This window comes from Methylosinus sp. LW3, assembly GCF_000527115.1.
Lineage (GTDB): Bacteria > Pseudomonadota > Alphaproteobacteria > Rhizobiales > Beijerinckiaceae > Methylosinus.
This window is the reverse complement of record NZ_AZUO01000001.1, coordinates 324,870-350,862: the sequence shown is the minus strand read 5'-3', so window position 1 is coordinate 350,862 and position 25,993 is coordinate 324,870. Positions and strand designations below refer to the sequence as shown.

15 protein-coding genes and 2 pseudogenes are annotated in these 25,993 nt (G+C 65.7%); 9 read left to right on the top strand and 8 right to left on the bottom strand.

The window, feature by feature from the left end:
- Positions 1 to 91 precede the first annotated feature (91 nt).
- From METLW3_RS0101710 to METLW3_RS0101680, 7 genes are all read left to right on the top strand, one after another.
- Positions 92 to 2,413 (top strand): TonB-dependent receptor, encoded by a 2,322-nt coding sequence (locus METLW3_RS0101710; RefSeq protein ID WP_024878285.1) that lies wholly within the window; start codon positions 92 to 94, stop codon positions 2,411 to 2,413.
- Between the two features lie 406 nt (positions 2,414 to 2,819).
- Positions 2,820 to 4,775 carry an autotransporter assembly complex family protein gene (locus tag METLW3_RS0101705; protein WP_064033058.1) on the top strand — a complete coding sequence of 652 codons (1,956 nt, stop codon included), beginning with the start codon at positions 2,820 to 2,822 and terminating at the stop codon, positions 4,773 to 4,775.
- The gene (locus tag METLW3_RS0101700) at positions 4,775 to 8,536 is read left to right on the top strand and encodes a translocation/assembly module TamB domain-containing protein (RefSeq protein ID WP_024878283.1); all 3,762 of its coding nucleotides are present in this window, start codon (positions 4,775 to 4,777) and stop codon (positions 8,534 to 8,536) included. The genes METLW3_RS0101705 and METLW3_RS0101700 overlap by 1 nt, the downstream gene beginning before the upstream one ends.
- Positions 8,537 to 8,656: 120 nt before the next feature.
- Positions 8,657 to 10,033, top strand: a complete 1,377-nt coding sequence (locus METLW3_RS0101695; RefSeq protein ID WP_024878282.1) for a TldD/PmbA family protein — start codon at positions 8,657 to 8,659, stop codon at positions 10,031 to 10,033.
- Positions 10,030 to 11,325: a metallopeptidase TldD-related protein gene (locus tag METLW3_RS0101690; protein ID WP_024878281.1), complete on the top strand. Its 1,296-nt coding sequence runs from the start codon at positions 10,030 to 10,032 to the stop codon at positions 11,323 to 11,325. Before METLW3_RS0101695 ends, METLW3_RS0101690 begins: the two co-directional genes overlap by 4 nt.
- A gap of 11 nt (positions 11,326 to 11,336) precedes the next feature.
- Positions 11,337 to 11,861, top strand: a complete 525-nt coding sequence (gene lspA, locus METLW3_RS0101685) for a signal peptidase II (protein WP_024878280.1) — start codon at positions 11,337 to 11,339, stop codon at positions 11,859 to 11,861.
- A gap of 226 nt (positions 11,862 to 12,087) precedes the next feature.
- On the top strand, positions 12,088 to 12,711 hold the full coding sequence (locus METLW3_RS0101680; RefSeq protein WP_026599876.1) for a hypothetical protein: 624 nt from the start codon (positions 12,088 to 12,090) through the stop codon (positions 12,709 to 12,711).
- Between the two features lie 24 nt (positions 12,712 to 12,735).
- Here METLW3_RS0101680 and METLW3_RS0101675 read toward each other — a convergent pair whose 3' ends face one another.
- The gene (locus METLW3_RS0101675; protein ID WP_024878278.1) at positions 12,736 to 13,476 is read right to left on the bottom strand and encodes a carbonic anhydrase family protein; all 741 of its coding nucleotides are present in this window, start codon (positions 13,474 to 13,476) and stop codon (positions 12,736 to 12,738) included.
- A gap of 391 nt (positions 13,477 to 13,867) precedes the next feature.
- Here METLW3_RS0101675 and METLW3_RS24980 point away from each other — a divergent pair.
- Together METLW3_RS24980 and METLW3_RS0101660 are read left to right on the top strand one after the other, a co-directional pair.
- A pseudogene (locus tag METLW3_RS24980) lies at positions 13,868 to 15,285 on the top strand (pitrilysin family protein).
- 17 nt (positions 15,286 to 15,302) lie between these two features.
- The gene (locus METLW3_RS0101660; protein ID WP_024878277.1) at positions 15,303 to 16,583 is read left to right on the top strand and encodes a pitrilysin family protein; all 1,281 of its coding nucleotides are present in this window, start codon (positions 15,303 to 15,305) and stop codon (positions 16,581 to 16,583) included.
- Positions 16,584 to 17,298: 715 nt separating this feature from the next.
- Here the strand turns inward: METLW3_RS0101660 and METLW3_RS0101655 are convergent.
- The 7 genes and pseudogenes from METLW3_RS0101655 to METLW3_RS0101625 form a co-directional block, all read right to left on the bottom strand.
- Positions 17,299 to 18,483 (bottom strand): PAS domain-containing protein, encoded by a 1,185-nt coding sequence (locus METLW3_RS0101655; protein ID WP_198022729.1) that lies wholly within the window; start codon positions 18,481 to 18,483, stop codon positions 17,299 to 17,301.
- Between the two features lie 245 nt (positions 18,484 to 18,728).
- Entirely contained in the window at positions 18,729 to 18,884 is a 156-nt protein-coding gene (locus tag METLW3_RS28020; protein WP_157096276.1) for a hypothetical protein, read from the bottom strand.
- A complete protein-coding gene (locus tag METLW3_RS29020) occupies positions 18,881 to 20,917 on the bottom strand; it encodes an efflux RND transporter permease subunit (protein WP_348625806.1) in 2,037 nt (678 codons plus the stop codon). Before METLW3_RS29020 ends, METLW3_RS28020 begins: the two co-directional genes overlap by 4 nt.
- Positions 20,918 to 21,014: 97 nt before the next feature.
- Positions 21,015 to 22,748, bottom strand: a pseudogene (locus METLW3_RS26665) (TonB-dependent receptor); the annotation flags it as partial.
- 72 nt (positions 22,749 to 22,820) lie between these two features.
- On the bottom strand, positions 22,821 to 23,162 hold the full coding sequence (locus METLW3_RS0101635) for a hypothetical protein (RefSeq protein ID WP_024878273.1): 342 nt from the start codon (positions 23,160 to 23,162) through the stop codon (positions 22,821 to 22,823).
- Between the two features lie 317 nt (positions 23,163 to 23,479).
- On the bottom strand, positions 23,480 to 24,898 hold the full coding sequence (locus METLW3_RS0101630) for a HAMP domain-containing sensor histidine kinase (protein ID WP_024878272.1): 1,419 nt from the start codon (positions 24,896 to 24,898) through the stop codon (positions 23,480 to 23,482).
- Entirely contained in the window at positions 24,895 to 25,572 is a 678-nt protein-coding gene (locus METLW3_RS0101625) for a response regulator transcription factor (protein ID WP_024878271.1), read from the bottom strand. The genes METLW3_RS0101630 and METLW3_RS0101625 overlap by 4 nt, the downstream gene beginning before the upstream one ends.
- Positions 25,573 to 25,993 lie beyond the last annotated feature (421 nt).

Genomic DNA, 25,993 nt, shown 5'->3' with positions numbered 1-25,993 from the left:
CGCTCACGCCTATTTACGTAATTGCGTTACATCACGAATCGAGCGGCGGGCGAGCGGCGCGTCGGCCGAGGGCGGTGAAAGGCTGACAGCAATGACGATGTTCGCGCGCAAGAGACGCGGCTCCTCCCTTCTTCTCGGCGGCGCGTCCTTGGCCGCGCTGCTCGGCGCCGCCCATGGCGCCGGCGCGCAGAGCTTCACCCCGTTACCGGAAATCTCGATCGGCCCGGCGCCCGCCGCGCCGAAGAAAAAGCCCGAGAGCTCCATTCTCGGCTCGGCCTCCGATAGCTCGACCGCCTATGCCGCGGATGCGCGCGGGCTCGATCTCGCCAGCGGCGGCGGCGGCTCCAACCCGATCCGCGGCATCTCCTGGCTGCCCTCCGTCGATGCGCCGGCCATCGATCCCTACGGCCTCGCCAATCTTCCCGGCGGCAACAAAGGCCTGCGCATTCGCGGCGAGGTCAGCCAGCACGGCAATAGCATCGGCACGGTGGAGGGACTGCCGCTCTCCGGCATCAATCCCGGCCCCGGCGTCACTTGGCTCATCGACAATGAGAATCTGAGCAAGATCGTGCTGCGGCAGGGTCCAATGCCCTCCGATGTGAACTCCTATTTCACCGTCGGCGGCAGCTTCGACAGCCGCCTGCGCTGGCCGGCGGAGAAATTCGGCGGCGAGATTTCGCAAAGCGTCGGATCCTTCTCCTTTCTGCGCACTTTCGCCCGCATCGACTCGGGCGAGATTTTGAACGGCACGACCAAGCTCTTTGTCTCCGGCTCGTTCACCGACGCCGACAAATGGCGCGGCTCCGGCAAGGACCCGCAGGGCAAATCCGGCTTCGCGGTCGGCATAGACACCAAGCCCGTCGATGGGCTGGAGGCGAAATTCTTCGTCGCCAAGAGCAGCTTCGACCAGCACAGCTATCAGGGACTGAATTATCAGCAGGCGAGCAATCTCGGCGCCTTCCGCCGCTATGATTTCGCCGCCTATCCAGGCCCGACGACGGCCAGCCAGATCAATTACTACGGCTATAATCTCCAGCATTTCGACTCTTGGACCGCATTCGGCGATATCGCCATAGAAGTCGACAAGACGACGCGCTTCGTCTTCAAGCCCTATTATTTCCGCGAGGACGGCTATTATCTCGACGGTCAGGCCAATGGCCGCATCCGCAAATGGATCATCGACCACGACATGTGGGGCGTGGTGAGCGAATTGCAGACGCGCGTGCTGGATACGGACGCCAAGCTCGGCTTCTGGCATGGCGTGCAAAATCCCCCCGGACCGCCGACGGCCTGGGAAGTCTTCGCCCCCAACGCAGGCGGCGGCCTCATCAATCCGAGCTGGGCGATCCTCGGCAAGCAGACCGCGCCGCATGTGTTCGATTCCGCCTATGGAATCGCGAGCCGCGACTTCGGTCCGCTGCATGTGGAGGCAGGCGCGCGCTATATTTGGGAGCGCATGGCGGGCATAGACGCCTATAATTCGACCGGCATAGGCGATGTGCCCTATGACACGGCGCTGGCGCTCTCCTCCGGAGTCATCGCCAATCGCAGCGTCAAGCCCTTCACCATCGGCACTTTTCTGCCCTTCGGCGCGCTCACCTATCGGCTGACCGACGATCTATTGCTGAAATTCAGCGGCGGCGGCGGCTATGGCGGACCGGGCTATGACGCCTGGCCGGTGTTCCAGCAGAATTCGGCGACCTTCCTCGCCAAGGGAATCACCGCCGATCAATTCTGGCATTCGATGAAGCCGGAGACCTCGACGCAGCTCGATCTCGGCCTGCGCTGGTCCTTCGACGGCGCCTATGGCTCGGGCTATGTGGAGCCGACCGTCTATTACTCGCGTAACCACAATAAGCTCGTCTCTTACGATCCCGGCATAGGCACGCAATATGGCGCCAATGTCGGCGAGAGCCAGAATTACGGCGCGCAGGCCGTCGTCCATTATTCCCCGCTCGAGAGCGTCTCTCTCTTCGCTTCGCTCGGCTATCAGCGCGCCGAATTCGTCGAAGACCTGCCGCTGCTGCCCGGCGCCTCCGCGGCCAATTATTGGTCGACGCGGGTGAAGGGCAAGCAATTGCCGGACGTGCCCTATTTCATCTCGACGATCGGCGGCGATCTGCGCATAGAGGAATTCACCATCACGCCGATCCTGCATATCGTCGGCTCGCGCGCGGGCGACACATCCGGCTATCAGCCGCTCGCCGGCTATTCCACATTCGATCTCACCGTGAAATACGAGCACAAGATCGACTGGGGAACGATCACCGCCAGCGTCACCTGCATGAATATGTTCGACACCGCCTATATCGGCCAGATCAGCAGCGGCTATTATCAGCAGACGTCGGCCAACGGCATTTATTACCCGGGCGCGCCGCGCACCGTGCTGGCCAAGGTCGGCTTCAAATTCTGAACCCGCCCCCCGCCGCCGACGCGACCAGAGCCCCGCCGGCGCGCGTCGCCCTCGCCCCCGCGACGTCATGGCCGGGCTTGTCCCGGCCATCCACGCCCGGACGCCGAGGCGTCTTAGAAATTTGGTGTGGCACCGAAGCTACGGTGGCGCCAATCGCGAGATCAAATCCGTCGATAGCGGACGCTTTCATTCGGTTTCTCAGTGGCTTGGCGTGGATGGCCGGGACAAGCCCGGCCATGACGGCGTAGCATACGCAATATGTGAACCCGATAGCGACGCGCGTCGGCGGGAGGTAAGGCTTACTTAACCATAGGTTGCGCTGTTAAGCTTAACGCGATGGACCGCTTGCAAGGCTGCGCTTATGGTGCGGCAATCCTCGGTTCGGGTCGTTGGCGAAGTGAAATACGTGAAGCGTTTTCTGGGCGTGACGGCGCTCTTGGCGTTCGGCGGCCTGGAAGCCGCCTCCTCCGCCCGCGCATTCGATTTTTTCGGCCTCTTCGGCGCCGCCGAGGAGACGCCGGAGCCGAGCCGCGACGCGCTGCCCTACACTCTGGAATTCGGCGGCCTCGACGAGGCGGAGGGCCTCGCGCGCAATCTTCAGGACGCCTCCAACACATGGCGGCTGCGGCTGCAGGCGCCGCCGACCGGCGCCGGCCTCGCGCGGCGCGTGGTCGCCGATTTTCCGCGCCTCGCCGAGGCGCTATGGGCGAGCGGCTATTATGACGCGGAAATTAAGGCGACAGTCGCCGGCGTCCCGGTGCGGCCGGACGGCCATGGCGCCGATGTCGCCGCCGCCGCAGCCGAGCGGCTGCGCGGCCAGGCGCTGGCGCCCATCCGCATAGAGATCGTCCCCGGCCCGCTGTTCCATTTGCGCAATGTCGCGCTTCTCGACGCCCGCAGCGGCAAGCCGCTCGACGAAGCGCTGCTCTCCAAAAAATCGCTGGAGCGCAACAAGGACGAGCCGGCGCGCGCCGCCGCCCTGCAATCCATGCAGACCGCCTGGGTCGACGCGCTGCGCGCCAATTCCTATCCGCTCGCCAAAGTGGCGACCGCGAAGCCGACGATCATCCACCCCGAAAAGGCGATGGATGTCGTCGTGACGATCGATCCCGGCCCGCGCGCCGGCATAGGCGAAGTGAGGACCAGCGGCTCGCCGGGCATAGATCCGGACGTCATTCGTTCCTACATCTATCTCGAGCAGGGCGAGACCTATAGTCCGAAGAAGCTCGCCGAGCTGCGCAGATCCATCGGCCGCCTCGAGGCCGTCGGCTCGGTGAAGGCGGAGGATGGCGACAAGCTCGACGCCAATGGCAATCTGCCGATCCTCGTGCAGACCAGCGAGCGCAAGCCACATGCGGTGGGCGCGGACGCCTTCTTCTCCAATGTCGATGGGCCGGGCCTGCGCGCCTATTGGACCGATCGCAATCTCTTCGGCGGCGCCGAGCGGCTGCGCTTCGATGTCGAAGGCGGCCTCGCCCCCTTCGGCGGCGCGGCGAGCTACAAGGGCCTCTCCTCGATCCGCCTGAGAGACGTCATCGGCCGCGCCAAGGCGAGCTTCGTGAAACCTGCTCTGTTCGGCTCGCGCAACGATCTGCTGCTCGATATGAGCTTCGTGCGCGAGAGGACCGACTATTACGGGGCAGCGTTCGGAAACGCCACGGCGGCGATCCGCCATCGCTTCAGCGACACGGCGTCCGTGCAGGCGGGGCTCGAATTCGAGCGCGGGCATACGTTCGACGCTTTCGGCCCGCATGATTATTCGCTGCTCGGCTTTCCGCTCTCGGCCAATTACGACGGAACCGACGATCTCCTCGCGCCGACCAACGGCTTTCGCGCCATCGCCAATGTCACGCCTTATGTGAAGGCCTTCGGCGACAGCGTCGGCATGGTGCAATCGAAGACGCAGATCACCGGCTACAAATCGCTGGACGAGGATGGCTGGTATGTGCTCGCCGGCCGCATGGCGGCGGGCTCCATCGTCGGCGCGAGCATAGAGAATATTCCGGCGAGCCATCGCTTCTTCGCTGGCGGCGGCGGCTCGGTGCGCGGCTATCGCTATCGCTCGCTGAGCCCGGACGCCGGACTCGGCTTTCCGGTCGGCGGACGCAGCCTGCTCGAAGGCTCGGCCGAGGCGCGCATAAAGGTGACGCGCGATATCGGCGTGGTTCCCTTTTACGACATAGGCTCCGCCTTTTCGTCGCCATTCCCCGACTTCCAATCGTCCATGCGCTCCTCCGTCGGCATAGGCCTGCGCTATTACACAGGGATAGGCCCGGTGCGCCTCGATGTGGCGACGCCGCTCGGACGGCGTCCCGGCGAGAATAAATTCGCGATCTTCATCGGCGTCGGGGAGTCGTTCTGATGGGCTTTCGCCGCATTCTCGCCTATGCCTTCGGCGCGCTGCTGCTGCTCGCCGTCGCTGGAACGCTCACGCTGCGGATACAGACGCGCGAGGGCAAGAGCTTCCTCGCCGATCTCGTCTCGCGCGCCGCCTCCTCGCCCGATATGAAGATCGACATAGGCGCCTTCGAGGACCCGCTGTCGGCGCATCCGCTGCTGCGCGATATCTCCATCGCCGATAGGGACGGCCCCTATCTGAAGATCGACCAGATCACCCTGGACTGGTCGCCTTCCGCGCTCTTCTCGCTGCGCCTCGATATAGAGAAGCTCGCCATTGGCGCGATCGATATCGCCCGCCTCCCGGCGCCCTCGCGCGCTGCGGCGACGACGCAAAAGAGCGGCGGCGGCTTCTCGCTCCCCGATCTGCCTGTGCGCATACGCCTCGGCCGATTGGCGCTGGAAACACTGTCGCTCGGCGCGCCCGTTCTCGGAACCGCGGCGAAATTCACCGCGACCGGCGAGGCGGCGCTCGACAAAGGCGCGCATGTTTCGCTCGACATTCGCCGGCTCGACGCGCCGGGCGCCATTACGGCGAAAGCCGATGTCGCGGCGGGCGGCCAAAAGATCACGCTCGCCCTTACGGCGCAGGAGCCGGAGGGCGGGGCCATCGCCCGCCTCGCCGCTCTGCCCGGCCTGCCGCCCGTCGATATTTCGCTGACCGGCGAAGGAACGCTCGACGATTTCGCCGCGCATCTCGCCGCCAAGGCTGGAGAGAAGATCGGCGCCGAAGGCGCGGCGCGCATCATTCACAAGGATGCGGCGCGGCGGCTCGATTTCGACATGGGCGTCCGCCTCGCCCCGCTGCTGCCGCCGGCCGCAGTTCCGCTGCTCGACGGCGTAACGCAGCTCGCCGGCGCCGCCACTCTGCGCGACGATGGCGCGCTCGAGGGCGATATCGCCATCCGCAGCCGCGCGAGCGCCGAAGATGCGTTGCGCCCGCTCGATCTCGCCATTGCGCTGAAGGGCGTTCCAAAGGATGAGCGCATCAGCGCGATTCTGAGCGGAACGCTCGCCGCCCCGGCGCTCTCCGCGCCTGCGCTCGAGAAGCTGCTCGGCAAACGTCTCGCGCTCGGCGGCGCCGTCGCGTCGCTTCCCGGCGGCGGGCTGCGCTTCGAAGGCCTTTCGCTGCGCGGCGAACATGTTTCCGCGAAGATCGACGGCGCCGCGATGCGCGAAGCGCTCGACGTCGGCGCGAAGGTCACGATCGCCGATCTGAAACCCGCCGATCCGCGCCTCTCCGGCCGCGCAGAAATCTCGGTGAAGGCGACCGGCTCCGCCGACAAGCCCAACGCCGATTTCGAGGCGCTGCTGGAAGGCGCGCATCTCGACGGCCATGCGATTCAAAAGCTCGCGCTGCATGGCGCCGCGCGCGATCTCACCGGCGCGCTCGCCGCGACCGCGACGCTGGACGGCGCCATAGACGGCAGCCCCGCGCGCGGCAAGCTGAACGCGCGCAAGGACGCCGGATGGACGATCGACAATCTCGATCTTTCCGTCGGCCGCGCGGCGCTCCACGGCGCGCTCACGCTCGATGCGCAAAGCCTCGCCAGCGGGCGGCTCTCTCTGGTCGCGCCCGATCTCGACGATCTCTCGGCGCTCGCTCTGCGCAAGCTCTCCGGCGCGCTGAAGGCCGACATCATCCTCGACGCCGCTCGAGGCGCGCAGAACATATCGATCGACGCGCAGGGTACGCGCATCCGCGCCGCCGACGCCGCGATCGAGAAGCTCAGCGCGAAACTCTCCGGCCATGATCTGCTGCGCCGACCGGCGCTCGACGGAAACATCGCCGTGGACGCGCTCCATGTCGGCGGCAAGACCATTTCCAAAGCCCGCCTCACCGCCACGCCCGCCGGCGCCGCCACGGAGCTCGACCTGACCGTGGATGCGGAAGGCTTCGCCATTGCGAGCCGCGCCGCGCTGACGCCGGGCGAAAAGACGCGGCTCGACATTCAGTTGCTCTCGGCGCAACGCGCCGGCAAGCGCATCGCCCTCGCCGCTCCGGCGAGCGTCACCCTCGGCGGCGGCGCGGTGGAGCTGAAAGGCGTCGCCCTCGCTGTCGGCGCAGGCCGGCTCGACATAGACGGAACCATCGGCGAGCGGCTCGATCTCACCGCGCGAGCGCGGAGCGTGCCGCTCTCCATCGCGTCCATCGCCGACGCCAGCCTCGCGCTCGAGGGCGCGTTGGACGCCGAGGCGCGCATCACCGGCGACAAGAAAGCGCCGAGCGGCGATTGGAAGATCAAGATCGCCAAGCTCTCCGCCCCGCAATTGCGCAGCAATGGCCTGCCGCCGCTGGACATAGATGCGCGTGGCGGACTCGCCGGCGCGCGCACGAGCCTCGACGCGAATATCGCGCTCGGCGCCGGTGGGCGCTTCGCCATCACGGGCTCGGCGCCGATCGACGCCGCCGGCGCGCTGGATTTGCGAGTGAAGGGCGAGGCGGACGCCAAGCTCGCCGACACGGCGCTCTCCGTCAATGGCCAGAGCCTGCGCGGCAAGGCCAATGTCGATCTGCGCATCGCCGGCTCGCTCGCCGCGCCGGCGATCGAAGGCGGCGTGACGCTCGCGAACGGCTCCTTCGCCGATCCGCTGAACGGCGTCTATCTCGATCACATAGACGCCAAGCTCGACGGCCACGGACGCGAGATCGCCATCACGCGCCTGACGGCGCTGACCAAAAATGGCGGGCAGATCGCCGCGACCGGCAATATCGCCGTCGAGCCGCAGGCTGGCATGCCCGGCGCCATTCGCATCAAGGCCAAGAATGCGCAGCTCGTCAGCAGCGATCTCGTCTCCGCCACCGCCGATCTCGATCTCGACATAGGCGGCCCGCTCGCCCGTTCGCCGAAGGTCTCCGGCCGCGTGACGCTGACGACGATGGAGGTGAATGTTCCCGATCGCCTGCCCGCCTCCTTTCAGGCGCCGCGCGGCGCGGTGCATATTTCGCCGCGCGCTTTCGCCAAAGAGATGCTGGCGCTGGAGGCCAAGGAGAAAGCGCGCGCCGCCAAGCATTCGCCCTTCGACGCGACGATCGATCTCGCGCTCGCCGCGCCCAATCGCATCTTCGTGCGCGGACGCGGCATAGACGCAGAATTCGGCGGCGAGCTGAAGCTGAATGGCACGATCCAAAAGCCCGCCGTCAATGGGGCTTTCGATCTGCGCCGCGGCAAGCTGCAATTGCTGACCCAGCGCATCGATCTCACGCGCGGAAAATTGAGCTTCGCGGGCGGCCTCGTTCCGCAGCTCGATTTCACCGCCGAGACGACGGCCAGCGACGTGACCGCCAAGATCGGCGTCTCCGGCCCCGCCTCGCTGCCGAATTTCTCCTTCTCCTCCTCGCCGGAGCTGCCGCAGGACGAGGTGCTCTCGCGCCTGCTCTTCGCCAAGGCGTCGGGCTCGCTGTCGGCCTTTCAGGCGGTGCAGCTCGCCACGGCTCTCGCGCAATTCTCCGGCGCCGGAACCGGCGTCGACGCTTTCGAGAAAATGCGCAAGGCGCTCGGCGTCGACTCGCTCGATCTCGAGGCCGGCGGGTCCAGCGGGCCGACGGTCGGCGCCTCGCGCTATATCTCCGACAATATCAGCGTGGGCGTGCGCACGGGCGCCAAGCCGGAGCAGACCGCCGTCAGCGTCGGCGTGGACGTCACCAAGAATGTCCGCGTGAAGGGCGAAACCAAGGTCGACGGCAAATCGTCTTTGGGCGTCGGCGTCGAATGGGAATATTGACGGGGCGCCGCTATTCGCAAATGATGGTCCGAGACCGCGGCCGATAGGCCGTCATTCCACTCGCGGCCTCGTTCCGCTATATTGCCGCCAGAAGCTCATTTCACCCGAAAGGCCGCGAACATGCTCGACCGGCTCGTCGCGCGCGCGGCGCAATTGCCCGCCTATGGGGAATTACGCTGGCACGCCAATCATTCCTCCCGCATCATGATGCGCAAAGGCGTGCTGCTCGCCAATGGACGCTCGCGCGACAGCGGCGTCTCCGCTCGGCTCTATCGCAACGGCGCCTTCGGCTTCGCCGCCGCGCCCGCCGATGACGAGGCCAGCCTCTCCGCCGTTATCGCCACCGCCAAGGACAATGCCGAATTCGCCGGCGGCCACGCCGCGAGCGGCGCGCTCTCCACCGCGGCCGGAAGCGGAAGCTATGATTATCGCAGCACGCGCGCGCCGCTCTCGGCCGAGCAGCGCGTCGATATCGTGCGGCGGCTCGACGAGGCGATCCGCGCCCGCTATCCGGGCCTCGTCAATGTCGATATTTCGCTGTCCAGCCATGCGAGCGAGAAGATTCTCGCCAATAGCGACGGCGCGGCGACCTATTCCTTCGTGCCGCGCGCGGCGCTCGTCGTCTCCATGAGCGTCGCCGCCAATGACGGAATCGTCGAGCTCTATGACATTCTCGGCGGCTTCGGCGAGATAGAGGATCAATCCTTCGACGAGGCGACGCTCGCGCCCTGGCTCGAGGATCTGCACGAGAATTTGCGGCGCAAGGCCGAGGGCGGCCAATGCGAGGCCGGCGATCACGACGTCGTGCTCGATTCCGCGCTCGCCGGCATTCTCGCCCATGAGGCGATCGGCCATACTTGCGAGGCCGATCTCGTGCTCGCGGGCTCGGTCGCCGGCGACCATCTCGGCGAGCTGGTGGCGAGCGAGAAGATCACGCTCGGCGATTATGGCGGACGCGGGCCGGACGGCAAATCCTCCTTCGCCATTCATGTCGATGACGAAGGCACGCCGTGCCGCGACGTCGCCATCATCGAGAATGGCGTGCTGAAAAACTTTCTGCACAATAAGCGCACCGCGCAAATGCTGGGCGCGGAGCCCGCCGGCAACGCGCGCGCTTTCTCCTTTCAGGACGAGCCGCTGGTGCGCATGCGCAATACCTGCATCGCCAAGGGAAACGACAAGCTCTCCGACATGATCGGCGCGATCGAGCGCGGCTATTATCTGAAGCGCTCGACCAATGGCCAGGCGGACGCGACGAGCGAATTCATGTTCGGCGTCAATTGCGGCTATGAGATTCGCGACGGCAAGCTCGGCCGCGCCATTCGCGACACCACCATCTCCGGCGTCGCCTTCGACATGCTGAAGAGCGTCACCCATGTCGGCGATGATTTCCACTGGTCGGCGGGCGGCGGCTGGTGCGGCAAGAAGCAGGTGATCGCCGTCGGCATGGGCGGCCCGTCGATCAAATGCCGCGTCACTCTGGGAGGACGCGGATGAGCGCGCCGACGGATGATTTTCTCGACCAGATTCTCGCGCGAGCGAAAGCGGCCGGCGCCACAGCCGCGCAGGCGCTGAGCAGCCGCACGCGCTATTTCGAGATCGAATTCGATCATCGCAGCGTCGATCTCGTGCGCTCCACCGAGAATGAGACGACGATGATCACCGTGTTCCGCGACGGCAAGCGCGGCGGCGCGACGCTCAACGGCCGCCGGCCGGAGGAGGTCGAGGCTGCGATCGCCGCCGCGGCCACGGCGGCCGAAGCGGGCGTCGCCGATCCCGCGAACGACATCGCCGCGGCGCCCTCGCTGCCGCCCGGCGATCACGGCCCTTCGGAGCCGGACCGCGCCGCCATGCGCGCGCAGGTCGATGAGTTTCTGGCGAGCCTGCCCTCGCGCCATCCGCTGCTGCGGCTGCGCGACTGCCTCTACACTTTCACCGACCATGAGACCGAATTCGCCAATTCGGGCGGCCTGCGCCAGCGCGAGCGGCGCGGTGGTCACGGCTTTCGCGCCATGTTCATGGCCAAGGACGGGACGCTCACCACATCTTTCAACGCGGCGGGGGGAAGGTCCTTCACGCCCTTCGCCTCGCTCTATGACGCCGCCGGCGTCGGGCGGCTGATGGCGGAATGCGAGCGCTCGCTGGAGCGCCGGCCGGTCACGGGAAAATTCGTCGGCGATGTGATCGTCACGCCGCATTGCCTCACCGGGCTGCTGCCCTCCATCGCGGGCGCGCTCTCCGGCCCCGCCCTGCTCGCCGGCTCCTCGCCGTTCAAGGACAAGCGCGGCGAGCGTATCGCCAGCCCTTTGTTCTCGCTCGACAACGCCCCGCGCTCCGCGGATTTCGTGGACGGCTCGGATTTCGACGAATTCGGCGTGCCGACGCGCGATCTGCCGATCATCGAGGATGGCGTGCTGAAGGATTTCCTCATCGGCTATTTCTTCTCGCGCAAGCTCGGTCTGCCGCAGACGGCGGGCGTGCGCAACAGCCGCGTGCGGCCGGGAGAGACGAGCCTCGCCGATATGATCGCCGGGGTGAAGCGCGGCATTCTGTTCTCCCGCTTCTCGGGCGGCGCGCCCAATGACAATCTGGATTTTTCTGGAATCGCCAAAAACTCGTTCTATATCGAGGACGGCGAGGTGCGGCACGCCTCGAGCGAGACCATGGTGAGCGGGAATTTCCAACAATTGCTGCAAGATATTCACGCCGTCTCGAAAGAGGTCGTGAATTTCGGCGATTGCGTCTATCCCTTCATCGCCGCCTCGGGCGTGACCATTTCGTCGAAATGAGAGGAAGCGCCTTGGTCTATCGCCCCTGGTTCTCCGCCCCTCGCGCCTTCGGCCTCGTGGCGGTGGTTCTCGCTCTGGCGCTGGATCAGGCGCATAAATTCTGGATGCTGCATGTCTTCGACATCGGCCTGCGCCAACCGATCCGGCTCACTTCCTTTCTCGATCTCGTGCTGTCGTGGAATTTCGGCGTCTCCTATTCGCTGCTCTCCTCGCAGACAGAGCCGACGCGGGCGCTGCTCGTCGCCTTTCAATTGTCGATCGTCGGCTGCCTCGGCTACTGGCTATGGCGGGCGCCGCGGCGGCTCACCGCGGCGGCGCTCGGCCTGGTGGTGGGCGGGGCGCTCGGCAATGTCGCGGATCGGCTGACGCGCGGCGCGGTGGCGGATTTCTTCTTCTTCCACACCTCCCTGCCGGTGGGGCCGCTGGCCAATTACGTGTTCAATGTCGCCGACGCGGCGATTTTTCTCGGCGTCGTCCTGCTGCTGCTGGAGAGCTTTCGCACTGGCGCCGCGCGGCCGACGCCTGCCGCCGGATAGCCCCGAGAGGCTTTCTGTATTTCAATGAAGCTCTCGGATTTTTGTTTTGACGCGTTTCCAACGCCGAACCGGCGCCCACTTCGGCTGGAAACGCTCTCGCGACGATTTCGGCTGGCCCGGAGCCTCACACGCCTCTAAAATGCCGTTAAGCTGGCCGTAACAATTCGGCTCTTTGGGAATCGCGCGCGCTCGGACGGGGCCGCGCCCATGGGAGGAGATCTGGGCGATGAAACGGGCGACAGCCTCTCTGCGTCTTACGCCGGCATGCGTCGGGCTCGCGCTCGTGTTTCTCGGCGGAACGGGCGTCGTCCCGGCCGCGGCCTATGACGACAAATCGACGCTCACCTCGGTGCTCGGCTTCATCGGCGTCTATTCCGACGAGGACGAGAGCCAGAAGATCGTCTTCCGCGAGCATCCCAAGCTGGTCGTGCCGCCCAATCGACAGGGGCTCCCCTCGCCGCAGGCGGAGACCGAGCGCCCCGCCTCCTGGCCGGTGGATCAGGAGATCGCGCGCCGCAAAGGCGCGCCGGCTCCCGCGCGCCAGCCGGGCCTCAACGAGAATCCCAATGTCGCCGGCTCCAAGAATGGCGAGCATGACGGCCCGCGCAAATGCCTCGTCGCCGCCTCGGACGGCCATTGCACCATCGCCACAGACGCGGACGAGCCGGGCGCCGCTACCGGCCCGAAGACGCGCGGCGCCGGCGAGGCCTCGACCCGCTCCTATCTGACCGAGCCGCCGCAGGCCTATCGCCAGAAGGTGGCGGGCGGCAAAGGCGTGAAGGAAGCAGAGGAAAAGCCGGGCTGGACCAATCCGATCGGCATGATCGGCAGCCTTTTCGGCGGCTCCTGAGCCGCCGATCCAGCGCCCCACCGCTCAGCCGCCGCTCAGCACGATGCGGCGATGCGTCGGCTGCAGCGGGCGGGCGTTCATCGGGAACAGCGTCTTGAAGGCGTCTATGTCCGCCTTCGCCACGGCCACTGGCTCGGCGAAGACATTCCAATGCACCACCTCCGAACAGGGCGGCGTGGTCAGCGAGCCCTCGTAGCGGAAGAATTTCTTTCCCTTCGGCAGCAGAGCGGAGGCGTCGACCGGAGCCTTCAGCGCAGCTTTGCCCTCCTCCTTCGGCGCGGCGGCCATCAGCGCGGATAGCGCCTTATTGGGCGCGCCGGCGACGAGGAAGGAGCCGACCACCAGAAGATCGCCATTGTCGCCGGCGTGGACGAAATGCGCCTCCATCGCGAGGCGCTTGCCGCCGAGGGCGTGCTCGCTCGGCGTGTGGAAATGGAACTGTTTCAGCTCGAACTTGCGTCCGTCGAGCTCGGCGACGCCGCTCCCGGCAGCGGCGTTGGCCTGGATCGTATGGCCATTGTTGACGATCTCGAAAGCCTGCGGCTTCCAGCCGAGCTTGGGCGGGCGAATGTCGGCTTTCACCGCATCGGCGAGGTCGATCGGCGATTGTTCCGCGCCCAGCGTGCAGGCCTTCGCCGCCTCGTCATGCGCGCCCCAATGCTGCGCATCGTCATAGGTCCAATGCGCCCCCTCGGCGCGGGCCGCGGCGGCGCAGAACGGGCAGGCCGCGAGACCGGCCAGAAAAGAACGTCGTGTGAAAGCCATGCGATCCCCCCTTGCGGCGCTTCGGTCACGGCGCATTGGCCGCCGCGCCGTCGAATTTTGACGATTCGAGGGGAAGATGATGCCATGAGAGCTTCAGCTGCGGCAACGCTGGCGCGGAGCGTCCGACGACGCCCTCACAACGGGTATAGTCGTCACACAGCCTGCTCGCCATTCATCGACAAAGCGATGCGCCGCGCTCTCGCGCGCGGCGCCTGACATGCCTCGCATTCACGCTTATATAGATCGAATGCTTCCGTCGAAGCGTCCGGGGGAAAGCCCACGGCCGAACTGGCGCCGAATTCTCTTGGCCGGGCCGAGGTTCGGTCGGACCGTTTCTGGCCGTTCAGCACACGCCCGAGCGCCGGACGCGCTATAGCGAGGAAAGATTATCATGCCGATGACACAGCCGGGGGCCGAGGCGATCGCGGCCGATCACGCCGCCAGCCCCGCCTCCGCCAAGATCGACGCGCGCGCCGGAGCCGCCAAAAGCGAGAGCGCCGCCGCCGGGGTCGTCCATTCGCGCCTCGCCAATGGAATGAGATCGTCGTCATCGCCGACCGCCGCGCGCCGGTCGTCACCCATATGGTCTGGTATCGCAACGGCTCCGCCGACGATCCGCTCGGCAAGTCGGGAATCGCGCATTTCCTCGAGCATCTGATGTTCAAGGGCACGCACGCCCATCCGCAGGGCGAGTTCTCCAATCTCGTCTCGGAGCTCGGCGGCCAGGAGAACGCCTTCACCAGCTATGACTACACGGCCTATTTCCAGCGGATCGGCAAGGAGCATCTCGGCACGCTGATGGAGTTCGAGGCCGATCGCATGACGAATCTGGTCCTCTCCGACGAGATTGTGGGGCCGGAGCGCGAGGTGGTGCTCGAGGAGCGCCGCATGCGCACAGAGAACGACCCTTCCGCCCAGCTCGACGAGGCGGTGCAGGCGGCGCTGTTCCCGCATCACCCCTATGGCACGCCGATCATCGGCTGGGGTCATGAGATCGAGACGCTCGGCCGCGAGGACGCCCTGCATTATTATCGTCGCTTCTACACGCCGGAGAACGCCATACTCATCGTCGCCGGCGACGTGGATTTCGAGACCGTGCGCGCGCTCGCCGAGACGAGCTATGGCCGCATTCCCGCGCGCGACGACGCGCCGAGCCGCAAGCGCCCGCGCGAGCCGGAGCCGCGCGCCCATCGTCTGGTGACGCTCGCGGACGAGAAGGTCGAGCAGCCGACGCATGAGCGCGTCTTCCTCGTGCCGTCCTACACGACCGGCGCGCCCGGCGAGGCCGAGACGCTGGAAGTTCTCGGCCATGTGCTGGGCGGCGGGCCGTCGAGCGTGCTGTATGATTCTCTCGTGGTGGAGCAAAAGCTCGCGGTCAACGCCGGGGCCTATTACATGGGCTCGGCGCTGGACGACACCCGCTTTTGGGTGTTCGCCACGCCGGCGCCCGGCGTCTCGCTGCAGCAGCTGGACGACGCCATCGGCGCGGTGATCGACAAATTCGCCGCCGCCGAGATCGCCGAGGCCGATCTGAAGCGCGCCAAGAATCGTCTCGTCGCCGAGGCGGTCTATGCGCAGGACAGCCAGGTCTCGCTCGCCCGCTGGTATGGCGAATCGCTGGCCACCGGCCTCGCGGTGGAGGATGTCGCCGCCTGGCCGGACCGCATCGACGCCGTCTCCGCCGCCGACCTCGCCGCCGCCGCCCGCAAATGGCTGCAGAAGCGCCGGGCCGTCACCGGCTTCCTCGAATCCGAGGGCCAGGACGAAGCCAAAGACGCCGAAGCCAAAGACGCCGTGCTCGCCGCCTGACATCGGAGCGTAAATCAATGACAGCCTACGCCATCGCGCCTGCGCGCAGCCGCGCCGAGACCATTCAGCGCGTCGTCACGCCCGGCGGGATCGAAGCCTGGCTCGTCGAGAGCTACGCGGTTCCGCTCGTCGCGCTCGAATTCGCCATGCGCGGCGGCGCCTCGCAGGACCCGGCCGGCAAGGCGGGTCTCGCGACGCTGCTCGCCGGTCTGCTCGACGAGGGCGCCGGCCCCTATGACGCCCGCGCTTTCCACCTCGCCATAGAGGATCTGGCGATCCGGCTCGGCTTCGGCTGCGACCGCGACGCCATCTCCGGCCATATGCAGACGCTCTCCCGCAACAGCGACGAGGCTTTCGAGCTGCTGCGCGTCGCGCTCTGCGAGCCGCGGCTCGAGCAACAGGCGATCGACCGCGTGCGCGGCCAGATCGCCGCCGGGCTGAAGCGCGACGCCAACGATCCCGATGCGCTGGTCGCTAGAGCCTTCCGCGAGGCCGCCTTCCCCGACCATCCCTATGGGCGGCCGGTGCGCGGCGATCTCGAGAGCCTCGCAAATCTGACGCGCGACGATCTCGACGCGCTGAGGATTCGCCTGCTGACGCGCAGCGATCTGAAAATCGCCGTCGTCGGCGCCATAGACGCGGCGACGCTCGCCGCCAAGCTGGACGCGATCTTCGGCGCCCTGCCGGCGCAGAGCCTTCTCACCCCCGTGCCCGAGATCGACATTCACGCGCTCGGCGAGCGCCGCATCATCGATCTCGACGTGCCGCAATCGGCGATCCGCTTCGGCCGTCCGGGCATGCAGCGGCATGATCCCGATTATTTCGGCGCCGTGGTGGTCAACCACATCCTCGGCGGCGGCGTCTTCACGGCGCGCCTGTTCAACGAGGTGCGCGAGAAGCGTGGTCTCGCCTATTCGGTCTATTCGCATCTCAACGAATATGACAAATGCGCCATGCTGGTCGGCGGCGCGGCGACGAAGAACGAGCGCGCCCGCGAATCGCTGGAGGTGATCCAGGCCCAATTCGCCGATCTCGCCAATGAGGGGCCGAGCGCGGACGAGCTCGACAAGGCGAAGAAATATCTGACCGGCTCCTATGCGCTGCGCTTCGACACATCGACGAAGATCGCCGGCCAGCTGGTCAATCTCCAGCTCGACGGCTTTGCACCCTCCTATCTCGACGAGCGCAATGGCCGTATCGACGCGGTGACGCTGGACGACGCCCGCCGGGTGGCCAAGCGCCTGCTCGGCGACGGCGAGCTGCTGGTGTCGATCGCCGGACGTCCGCAGGGCCTCTGATCGGGTCGAACCGCAGGGCTCCTCGATCGCTCATACGGTTTCCGGCGGATCGGCTGGCGCGGCCTTCGCCGCCTTCCTTCTCCCCGCTCGCGGGGAGAAGGAAGGCGCGCGCCGAAGCATTCAGCCGGAAACCGCATCAAAACGCGCATGCAAGGCGAGTATCGACAGCGCGATCCGGCCCAATGATCGGATCGCGCTGTCGAAAACATATGAGCGCAGGGCGAGCCTTCGCGACGCGCCACGAGCGATTATCTCCAGATTACACGATGATCTTCTGCAAAAGAAAACGGGCGCCGCAACCTGCGGCGCCCGACGGATCGTCATGAAAAAGGGGTTCGGCAGACGCCGAACCCCTGCGCCGTTGCAAATTCCGTCGGGTGAATAATTGATTCACTATTGATCGACTACCCTTCTTCTTTAGCGCGCTCCGATCGTAAAGGAAACAACCTAATATAGATCGCGAGCAGAAAGACGACGCCTGTGTCTCGTAGGTAACACTAGTACTTATACCATAGGATTATTACTTGTGGTGGTATTGCTTGGTACTAATACTAAGCACGCGGACGAGAGCTTTTACTTTCAGCGGCTTGCCCTGAGATTAGGATATGCTTCAGCACAGCCGTGAGCGGCCCCTTGTTTCGAAGGGCGGAAGATTATGAGCATTTCCCGATGACAGGCGAGCGGCTACGGCCAGCCGCCCCCATTATCCACAGGCTCAGTCCGCCAAAGGGAGAGAGAGCCGAAAGGCGGAGCTTCCGCCATCCTCTTTCTGCGACGAGAATCGCACGCCGTCGGCCTCGACGAGCGCACGCGATCTCGCCGGCTCTGCGGCAGCGCGCGGATCGCGACACGGCGCGATAGACGCGGCGCCGGCGTCGCTTATCTCGATGGCGATCTCGCCGCCCCGCGTCGATGTGACGACGATCAATTCGCGATGGGACGTGGCGATCGCCGCCTGCGCGGCCGCCCGCAGGAGATCGCTCACCTCCTCCTCGATCTGCGCCCGATCGCCGATCACGAGATCGCGCTCGGCGCACAGACGTAGCTCGGCGGAAACCGTCTCGCCGAGATCGCCGCGCATCGTCTCCCATGCTTCGCGAATCAGTGGATGCAGCGCGATCTCCGTCGACGCGCATGATTCATGCGTGAAAAGCTCGCGCCAATCGCCGACGAGACGCGCGGCGCGATACAATTGCGCGCCGGCGCGGTCCATGGCGGCGAGCTGCTCCTCCGACTGCGCGCCGCCGCCGAGCGTCGCGCGCCGGCGCGCAACCTGGAGATAGGCGGCCGCGGCGGTGAGCGGCTGATTGATATCATGGGCGAAGCCGACGGCCCGGAGCTCCAGCCCCCTCAGCCGCTCGGCCTGCCGACGCAGCTCCTGCGCTTCGGCCGCGTCCTGCGCGAAACCCACGCCGCGCCCGCCCCGCTCGTCGAGCGCGACGAAGCGGAGCCGCAGCCGCGCGCGCGCGCCGTCCTTGCGCATGAATTCCGTCTCGACGCTGTTCTCGACCGGAGACCGCAGCCGCGTGGCGGCCCGCCAATCAATGCGGCCGGCGCCGAGATCGTCGCGCTCATAGCCGGTCATGCGGAGAAATTCGTCGTTGGCTTCCGTCACCTGGCCGCCCTCCTCCCAGCAGAAGGCGCCGACCGGCCCATTCTCCCACAGCATGCGCGCGCAAGCGTCGCCCGCGTAGAAATCGGCGTTCCTCTCGGAGCGGAAGCGAAGGCGCCCAAGCAGGGCGAGCGCCGCCAAGGCCGCGGCCACCGCCATCGCGGCGGCGAGGCCGCCGATGAGAGCCGAGAATTGCGCAGCCGTATCAAAGGACGCAGTGCCGACCTGCTCTCCGACCGAGGCCTGCGAGCCGAAACACGTCAGCAAGGCGACGGCCGCGAGCGCCACGCCGAATCCGCCCGGCCGATGCGCGGCGAATTCACGGCGCCGAATGATATGATTCCAGAGGGCGCGAAGCCCGGCCCCGGCAGTTGCGCCCATTCGTCGTGGCGCGCCTGCCGCATCCCGAGAAAACCACATGCTCGGCACAAGCAAATTCCGACAATCACCGAATGCGACGAGCGCAAGACTGGCCCAGAAGATTTATTTTGGCAATCCGTCCGATCGATCGGACGTAGATGAAAATTATCCCATCACGCCATGACATTCTGGCGAAGCAGCGCAAAAAAGCGCGAGCGCAGGCCCAAGGAAGGGCGGCGCCCGATCGCGCCGACGAAGCGATAGGGCCGCGCGTGGCGCGCGGGAGGACGCAGGCCGCGCATGAAGACAGGCGCTGGCGATCGGGTCACGAGGAAATCTCCGGCCGCGCTGGCGCGAGCGCGCCGGGTTCCGCGCGGCGTAACGGCAGTCGCGCCTTGCTCATCAGCAGATAGATCACCGGCGTCGTGTAGAGCGTGAGAATCTGGCTCAGCAGCAGGCCGCCGACGATGGTGACGCCGAGCGGCCGCCGCAAATCCGCGCCAATGCCGCCGGCGAACGCCAGAGGCAGCGCGCCGAACATGGCCGCGAGCGTCGTCATCAGAATGGGACGGAAGCGCTCCTTGGCGGCGAGCAAGGCCGCGTCGCGCGTCGAAAGCCCGTCCTCGCGCTCGGCGATCAGCGCGAAATCGACCAGCATTATGCCGTTCTTCTTCACAATGCCGATCAGCAGCAGAATGCCGATGAAGGCGATCATCGAGAATTCCACCGCGAACATCTGCAGCGACAGCAGCGCGCCGAGCCCCGCCGCCGGCAGAGTGGAGATGATGGTGACGGGATGCACGAGGCTCTCATAGAGCACGCCGAGAATGATATAGACCGCGAGCAGAGCGACGACGATCAATATGGTCATGGTGCGCCCCACTCTGCGTGCGTCGCCCGCCTCACCGGCGAGCTCGCCACGCAGCCCGCTCGGCGGATTCATCGCGACGAAGGCGCGCTCCACCGCCTGGCTCGCCGCTTCGAGCGTCTCCTCCGGCGCCAGATTGAAAGTGATGGTGACGGCCGGCATGGCGCCTTGATGATTGACTGCCATCGGCATGGTCGAGCGCTCGAAGCGCGCGATGGCGCTCAACGGAACCTGTCCGCCGGAGGCGCTGGACACGTAGATTCCAGCGAGATCGCGCAGATCACGCTGGCGCGTCGGCGGCGTCTCCAGCACGGCGCGATATTGATTGCGCTCGCCATAGATGATCGAATCCTGGCGCTGGCCGAAGGCGCCGTTGAGCGCGGCGTCCACCGCCGAGATCGGCACGCCCATTCGCGAGGCGGCGTTGCGATCGACGACGACCTTGGCGCCGAGGCCGCCCTGCTGGCGGTCGCTCGTCACATCGACGATCTGCGGAACCTTGCGCATGCGCGCCAACACTTTTGGCGCCCACTCGGTCAATTCGGCGACATCGTCGTCGAGCAGCGTGAACTGATAGGCCGAGGCGCTCCAGCGCGCGTGAAGGAACACATCCTGCGAGGGCGTCAGCATCACTTGCAGCCCCGCGACCTTGGCGAGCTCCTTGCGCAGCCGCGCGATCACCTGCTTGCTGGAGAGGCTGCGCTCCTCGCGCGGCTTGAGCCTTATGTTGAAGCGCCCTTGATTGAGCGCGGCGGTGAGCGCGCCGCCGCCGACCGACGAGCCGACGCCAACGACATCTGGATCGGCGGAGATGATCGCCTCCGCCTGCTTCTGCAGCCGCATGATCTCCGCGAAGGAGACATCCGGCGAGGCTTCACTCGATCCATTGATGAAGCCATTGTCGTCCTGCGGAAGATTGCCCTTCGGAATCGCCTGATAGAGATAGGCTGTCCAGCCGATCGTGCCGATGATGACGATGAGCGTCAGCCGCGGATGATCGATGACGGGGCGCAGGCTGCGGCCATACCAATAGACGATTCTGTCGAGCGCGCCTTCGACGATGCGATCGAAACGCGAGCCTCCGCCTTTCCCGCCCCATGGCGCGAAAGCGCAGACCATGGGCGTCACCGTGAGCGAGACGATCGTGGAAATGAGAATGGCGGAAGCGAGCGTGTAGGAGAACTCACGGAGAAAGCGCCCCATCAGCCCGTCCATGAACAGCAGCGGGACGAAGACGGCGATGAGCGACATGGAGATGGAGACGACGGTGAAGCCGATCTGCCGCGCGCCGATCAGCGCCGCCTCGAAACGGCTTTTGCCGCGCGCCACCCAGCTCTCGATATTCTCGATCATCACGATCGCGTCGTCGACGACGAAGCCGACCGAGACGGTGAGCGCCATCAAAGAGAGATTGTCGATGGAATAGCCCGCGACCCACATGGCCGCGCAAGCGCCGATGAGCGACAGAGGCAGAGTGACGCCTGCCGCGATCATCGGCGTCGCACGTCGCAGGAAGACGAAGACCACGCCCATGGAAGAAGGCGAGATGCGCATTATGCGCGCCGAACAGATATTCGGCGGCGAGCTCGTAGGAATCGGCCTGCTCTGCTTTCAGATCGGGGCTGTTGATGACGATGCCGCTCGGCGACACGGTGCGCTGATAGAGCTCTGTGACGCCCGGAAAGCGCGTTACATTGCCATAGGAGCCGCGCAGCAGCAGATCGGGCGTCGCCTGAAAGGCGAGCGAGGCTTTCGGCATGAAGGCGGCGAGATTGCGCTCCGGCTGCCGCGTTCCCGTGCCGCGCACATTCTCGTTGAAGCCGTCGAAAGCGCGCCACCACTCCTGGCGTCCGCCGAGCGTGAGCGTCCATTGCGGCGCGAGCTTCCACACGTCCTGAACATAGACGGCTCTGTTCTCGGTCTTGCCATAGGAGCGCTGCGCCTGCTGCAGGTAGTAGGACGACCAATAGGTCGGCGTGCTCTGCAAATGCAGCTTCAGCGTATATTCGTCGAGATGTCCGCCGAAGGAGACTTCGTGCTTGCCGAAGAGCTCCTCCTCCGGGCGCCAGATGAAGCGCATGTCCATCACCTTCCAGCCCGTGCCGCTGTATTCGCGCGTCTGACCGGAGGTGTCGACGCCATATTTCAGCGCCGAGACGCTGACGTCGCGCATCAGATCATAGGAGCTGCCGACCAGCTCCATGTCGAAGACGCCGCCTGTCTGCGTCTTGAACTCGGCGCCCTGCATGAGATGCAGGAATTCCGTATGCGCGGGATTCAATCCCGAGAGGGCGAAATTGACGCCATTCATCGTGATGCGGCCATTGCTCGTGTTGTAGACGGGCAGTCCGGTCGTCGCACTTCTCAAATAGCTCTGCGGATCTATGTTCAGGCCGAGCTGCATCAGCCCGATCGTGTAGCTGAGCCGCGCATCCTTGTTGAAGTCATAGGCGAGCTTCAGCGTGCCGACATTCTCCTCCGTCGTCTGCAAGCCGGCGGTGCCGAAGACGCCGCGCGGCGCGCCCTGACGATCGACGTCGAAATAGCCGCCGACGACCGGCGTTCCCGCCGCGCCCCCGGGGCTCGAGGAGCTGACATAGGAAATCGGCTGCGAATGCGTCAGCAGATGATTGTACGACGCGCGCCAGGAGAAATCGCCGTTGCGGTCGCCGACCGAGAGGCCGCCGGTGAAGCCGGGATTGCTTCTTTGCGTCGCATATTGATCGCCATAGGGCGCGAGAATGCCCTGCAGATTGGAATGCAGCTCGAACGTTTCCGGCATCTTCGTCGTGTAGGTGATGACGCCGCCGATCGCATTGCCGGAATAGAGCGCGGAATAGGGACCGTACATGACGTCGATACGCGACACCTCCTCGGGCACGATCATCGAATATTTGGGCGTGTGCTCGCTGGCGCCGAACAGAGCCGAGATGAGAATGCCGTCCTTGTAGACGAGCTGCCTCTGCGGCTCGAATGGGCCGATGGTGCGGCCGGTCATGCTCTGAAAGCGGTCGCCGGGGAATTTGGCCGACATGTCGAGGCTCGGCGCATAGCGCAGCATCTCGATCGCCGTCGTGGCGTTGACCGTCTCCGCGATCTTGGCGGCCGTCACCGTATGGACGACGGCGGGAATATTGTCGGGAATAGCCTTGGCGAAAGGCTTTTCGATTGCGGCCAGCGCGGGCGAGGCGGAGCCGGCGCCGGCGCCCTGGCCGCTCACCTCGATTTCTGGCAGCGCCTCCTGCGCGAGGACGCAGATGGGCGAAAGGACGGCGAGCGTCAACGCGGCGACGGACGCGCCGCTACGGAAAGCGAAACGAGACATGAATTCCCCCCTGAGCGGCCGCCAAACGGCCGGCGATTCCAACGGCGTCGACCGAAAGCGGCCGATGAGGCGTCAGGAAAAGCGGGGAGGCGCGTGGGAGGGCGGCTTATGACCGGCCAGGAAGAAAGAGGCGAGCGGATCGGCGCTCGGCGCCGGGATCGCCGCGGGCGGGAAAGGTGCGAGGCGAGTGAGGACGGCCGCGACGACGCCGAGGATCGCCGCGCAACAAATGACGCAATGCTCGCAATGGCTCGCGTGATGGGCGCCGGCCGGCGCATCGTCGCCGCTGGCGAGACGACAGCCGACCGACATTTCGACGCCGCCGTCGCCGGTCATCAGGGCGGCCGACGGCCCTGCGCCTTGCATCAGCAAGGCGCATGAGAGCGCGAAAATAGCCAGAAGCCGCCCCAACATTTTTGGTATTCCGCCGCGAACGCCAAAACATCACCGGAACGTTACCAACGGTCACGACGCTTGACAAGAGCGCGCGCCGCGGGACTCCAGAATCTGTTATTCATGTTACTAAATTGCAACAATAGTGTAAAATCGACGAATGTGCAGCAATTTCCGAGAAAATCGGATCATGGCGGCGTGACGAAAGCGGCATTCCGAGTTTCGGATAGATCGATGCTCGAGATTTGCGGCCGCCTTCGCACGAAAAGAGAGCCTTCGGGACTCTTCTTTGCCCGATCGGCGCGCGCGTTCCCCGCAGAAAGCCGAGCCCGACGCGTCTAGATCGCCGCCTCGACTTGCGCGCCGCCCGCGCTCGTGAGGCGCGACCCGAAGAGCCGAAATCCGACGATGAAGGTCGCGCCGCCGCCGGGCGTGTCGGCGACCTCGAGCTCGCCGTCGAGCTCGCGCGCCAGCTCCTTGACGATAGCGAGCCCGAGGCCAGTGCCCGGCGTCGTCTCCTCCTTGCGCCAGAAGGGCTCGAATATCAGGCTGCGATCCTCGGGCGCGACGCCGCCGCCATGATCGACGATGATGACGCGCGCATCCGCGCCGACGCGCATCATCACGGTTCCGCCCTCCGGCTCGGCGCGCAGCGCATTCTCGACGAGATTGCCGAGCACGCTCTCGATCGCCCAGGGGAATCCGCGGATCATCACCGGCGCTTCCGGCGCGTCCAGCTCGATCTCCTTTTTGGCGTCTATGGCGACCGGCATGAAATCGGCCGCCACCTTCAACGCCGTCGCGGCGAGATCGACGCAAAGACGCGTGTCGCGGCGGCGTTCGCGCGCCTGCGCCAGAACCAGCAATTGATCGACGATCGTCTGAATGCGCCGCACGTCGCGCGTGATTTCGCGCTTGAGATCGGAGGCATCCAGCTTGGCGACGCGCGCCCGCAGCACGGTGATCGGCGTGCGCAGCTCATGGGCGGCGTTGGCGGTGAAGCGTCGCTGCGCCGCGACGCCTTCCTCGACGCGAGCGATCGCGCCATTCACCGCCTCGACGAAAGGCGTGATCTCGATCGGCAGACCCGCGGCCGCGATCGGCTTGCGCAGCGAGTCGACGGTGATGGCCGAAGCCGCGACCGTGGCCGCGCGCAGCGGCGCGAGCGAACGTCGCACGACGAGCGTCGCGACCAGCGCCGCCGCCGAGCCGAGCGGCAGAAAGGCGATGAGATTGTTCAGCGAGACGAAATTCACCAGCTGCCAGATCGTATCGTCCCAATGGAACTGCGCGCTATAGGTGGCGATCGTCAGCTTGCCGAAAGCGCTGTCGATGGAGCGCACATAGCCGCGCGCATTGGGATCGGAATCGTCGGAGACATGGAAGAGCCCGCTATAGCTGTCGACGCCGGCGCGTCCCAGCGCGTCGAACAGCTTCTCGTCCGAGCCCGCGACGAGACGGCCGGCGGCGCGATCGAGTATGGCGAAGCGAAATCGCGGATTGCGCTCTTGCTGGCGCTGCAGCTCCGGCGTTCGCTCTGCCGTCAATGCGCCATCCGGCCCTCGGCGCAGCGCGCCCAATAGAATTTCCTTGGAGCGCTTGGTGGTCCAGCTGTCGAGGCTGGAATTGGAGCTATCGCCGATATGCAGCGCCGAGAGCGGCAGAAACACCGTCACCGGCAGAGTGAGATAGGCGACGAGCGAGCACAGTATCCAGTAGAAGACGAGCCGCGCCGAAAGCGATTGCGTGAGCTTCATTCCTCAGCGCTCCGAATAAGATAGCCTATGCCGCGCGCGGCGTGGATATCGGCGCGCGCGCCTTGGTTCTTCAGGCGCTGGCGCAGGCGGTGGATCAGCATCTTCAGCGCGTCGACCTGATCGGCGTCCTGCGCGCCATAGATCTCCTCGAGCAGATCGGCGCGCGTCACCGCGAGACCGGCGCGGCGCATCAGCGCCCCGAGCAGGATGAGCTCCAGCTTGGGCGCCAGAAATTGCCGGCCATTGATAAATCCCCTCTGCTCGTCGAGCTCGAAGCTGAGCGCGCCGACTTGCACCGAGGGCGCCACTTGCGGTCCGGGACGACGCAGAACGGCGCGAATGCGCGCCATCAGCTCGTCGGGATCGAAAGGCTTGGTCAGATAATCATCAGCGCCCGCGTCGAGTCCGTCGACCATCTCGTCTATGCCGCGCATGGCGGTGAGCATCAGCACGCGCATGTTGGGCCGATCCTCGCGCACCGAGCGGATGATGGCGACGCCGTCGCCGTCCGGCAGCCGCCGATCCAGCAGCATGACGCCGTAATCGACCGCCTCGATCGCCGCACGCGCCTCGGCGACCGCGCCGACGATATCCGCGACAAAGCCGGCATGGACGAGCTTTTCTTCCAGCAGAGCGGCGATCTCCGCCTGATCTTCGACGATCAACACACGCATCGGCTGTCCTGTCGCCCTCATGAGCATTGTCGCGGTCTTCCCGGCGGAGCCGCTTCGCCTCTATGCGCCCTGGGTCGCCGCAGGCCCTGGGCGTCTTCTAAGCCGACGTATCGTATAGCGCGTTACCAATATGTAAATATCATATTCGCCGCAGGCCGCGAGAACGTCAAATGGCGTCATTGGCCGCCACAGAATCGCCGAAAGCTTGCGAGTCTGGAGATTGTGACGCCTATGAGCGGTCCAGCGTCGCAATTTGGCGAATATTCGGCCCGCAGGAGCATGCTTCTATATATCGAGGCGATCTCGCCGCCGTTTTAGAGAGCGCTCATTGGCCCCGGTCTATTTCTGCTCTGTTTCTTGTAGCCTTTCCAAATTGCAGCGGGGGCGAGAGGCTGCGCGTCGAGCGCGCGCGGGCGCGGAA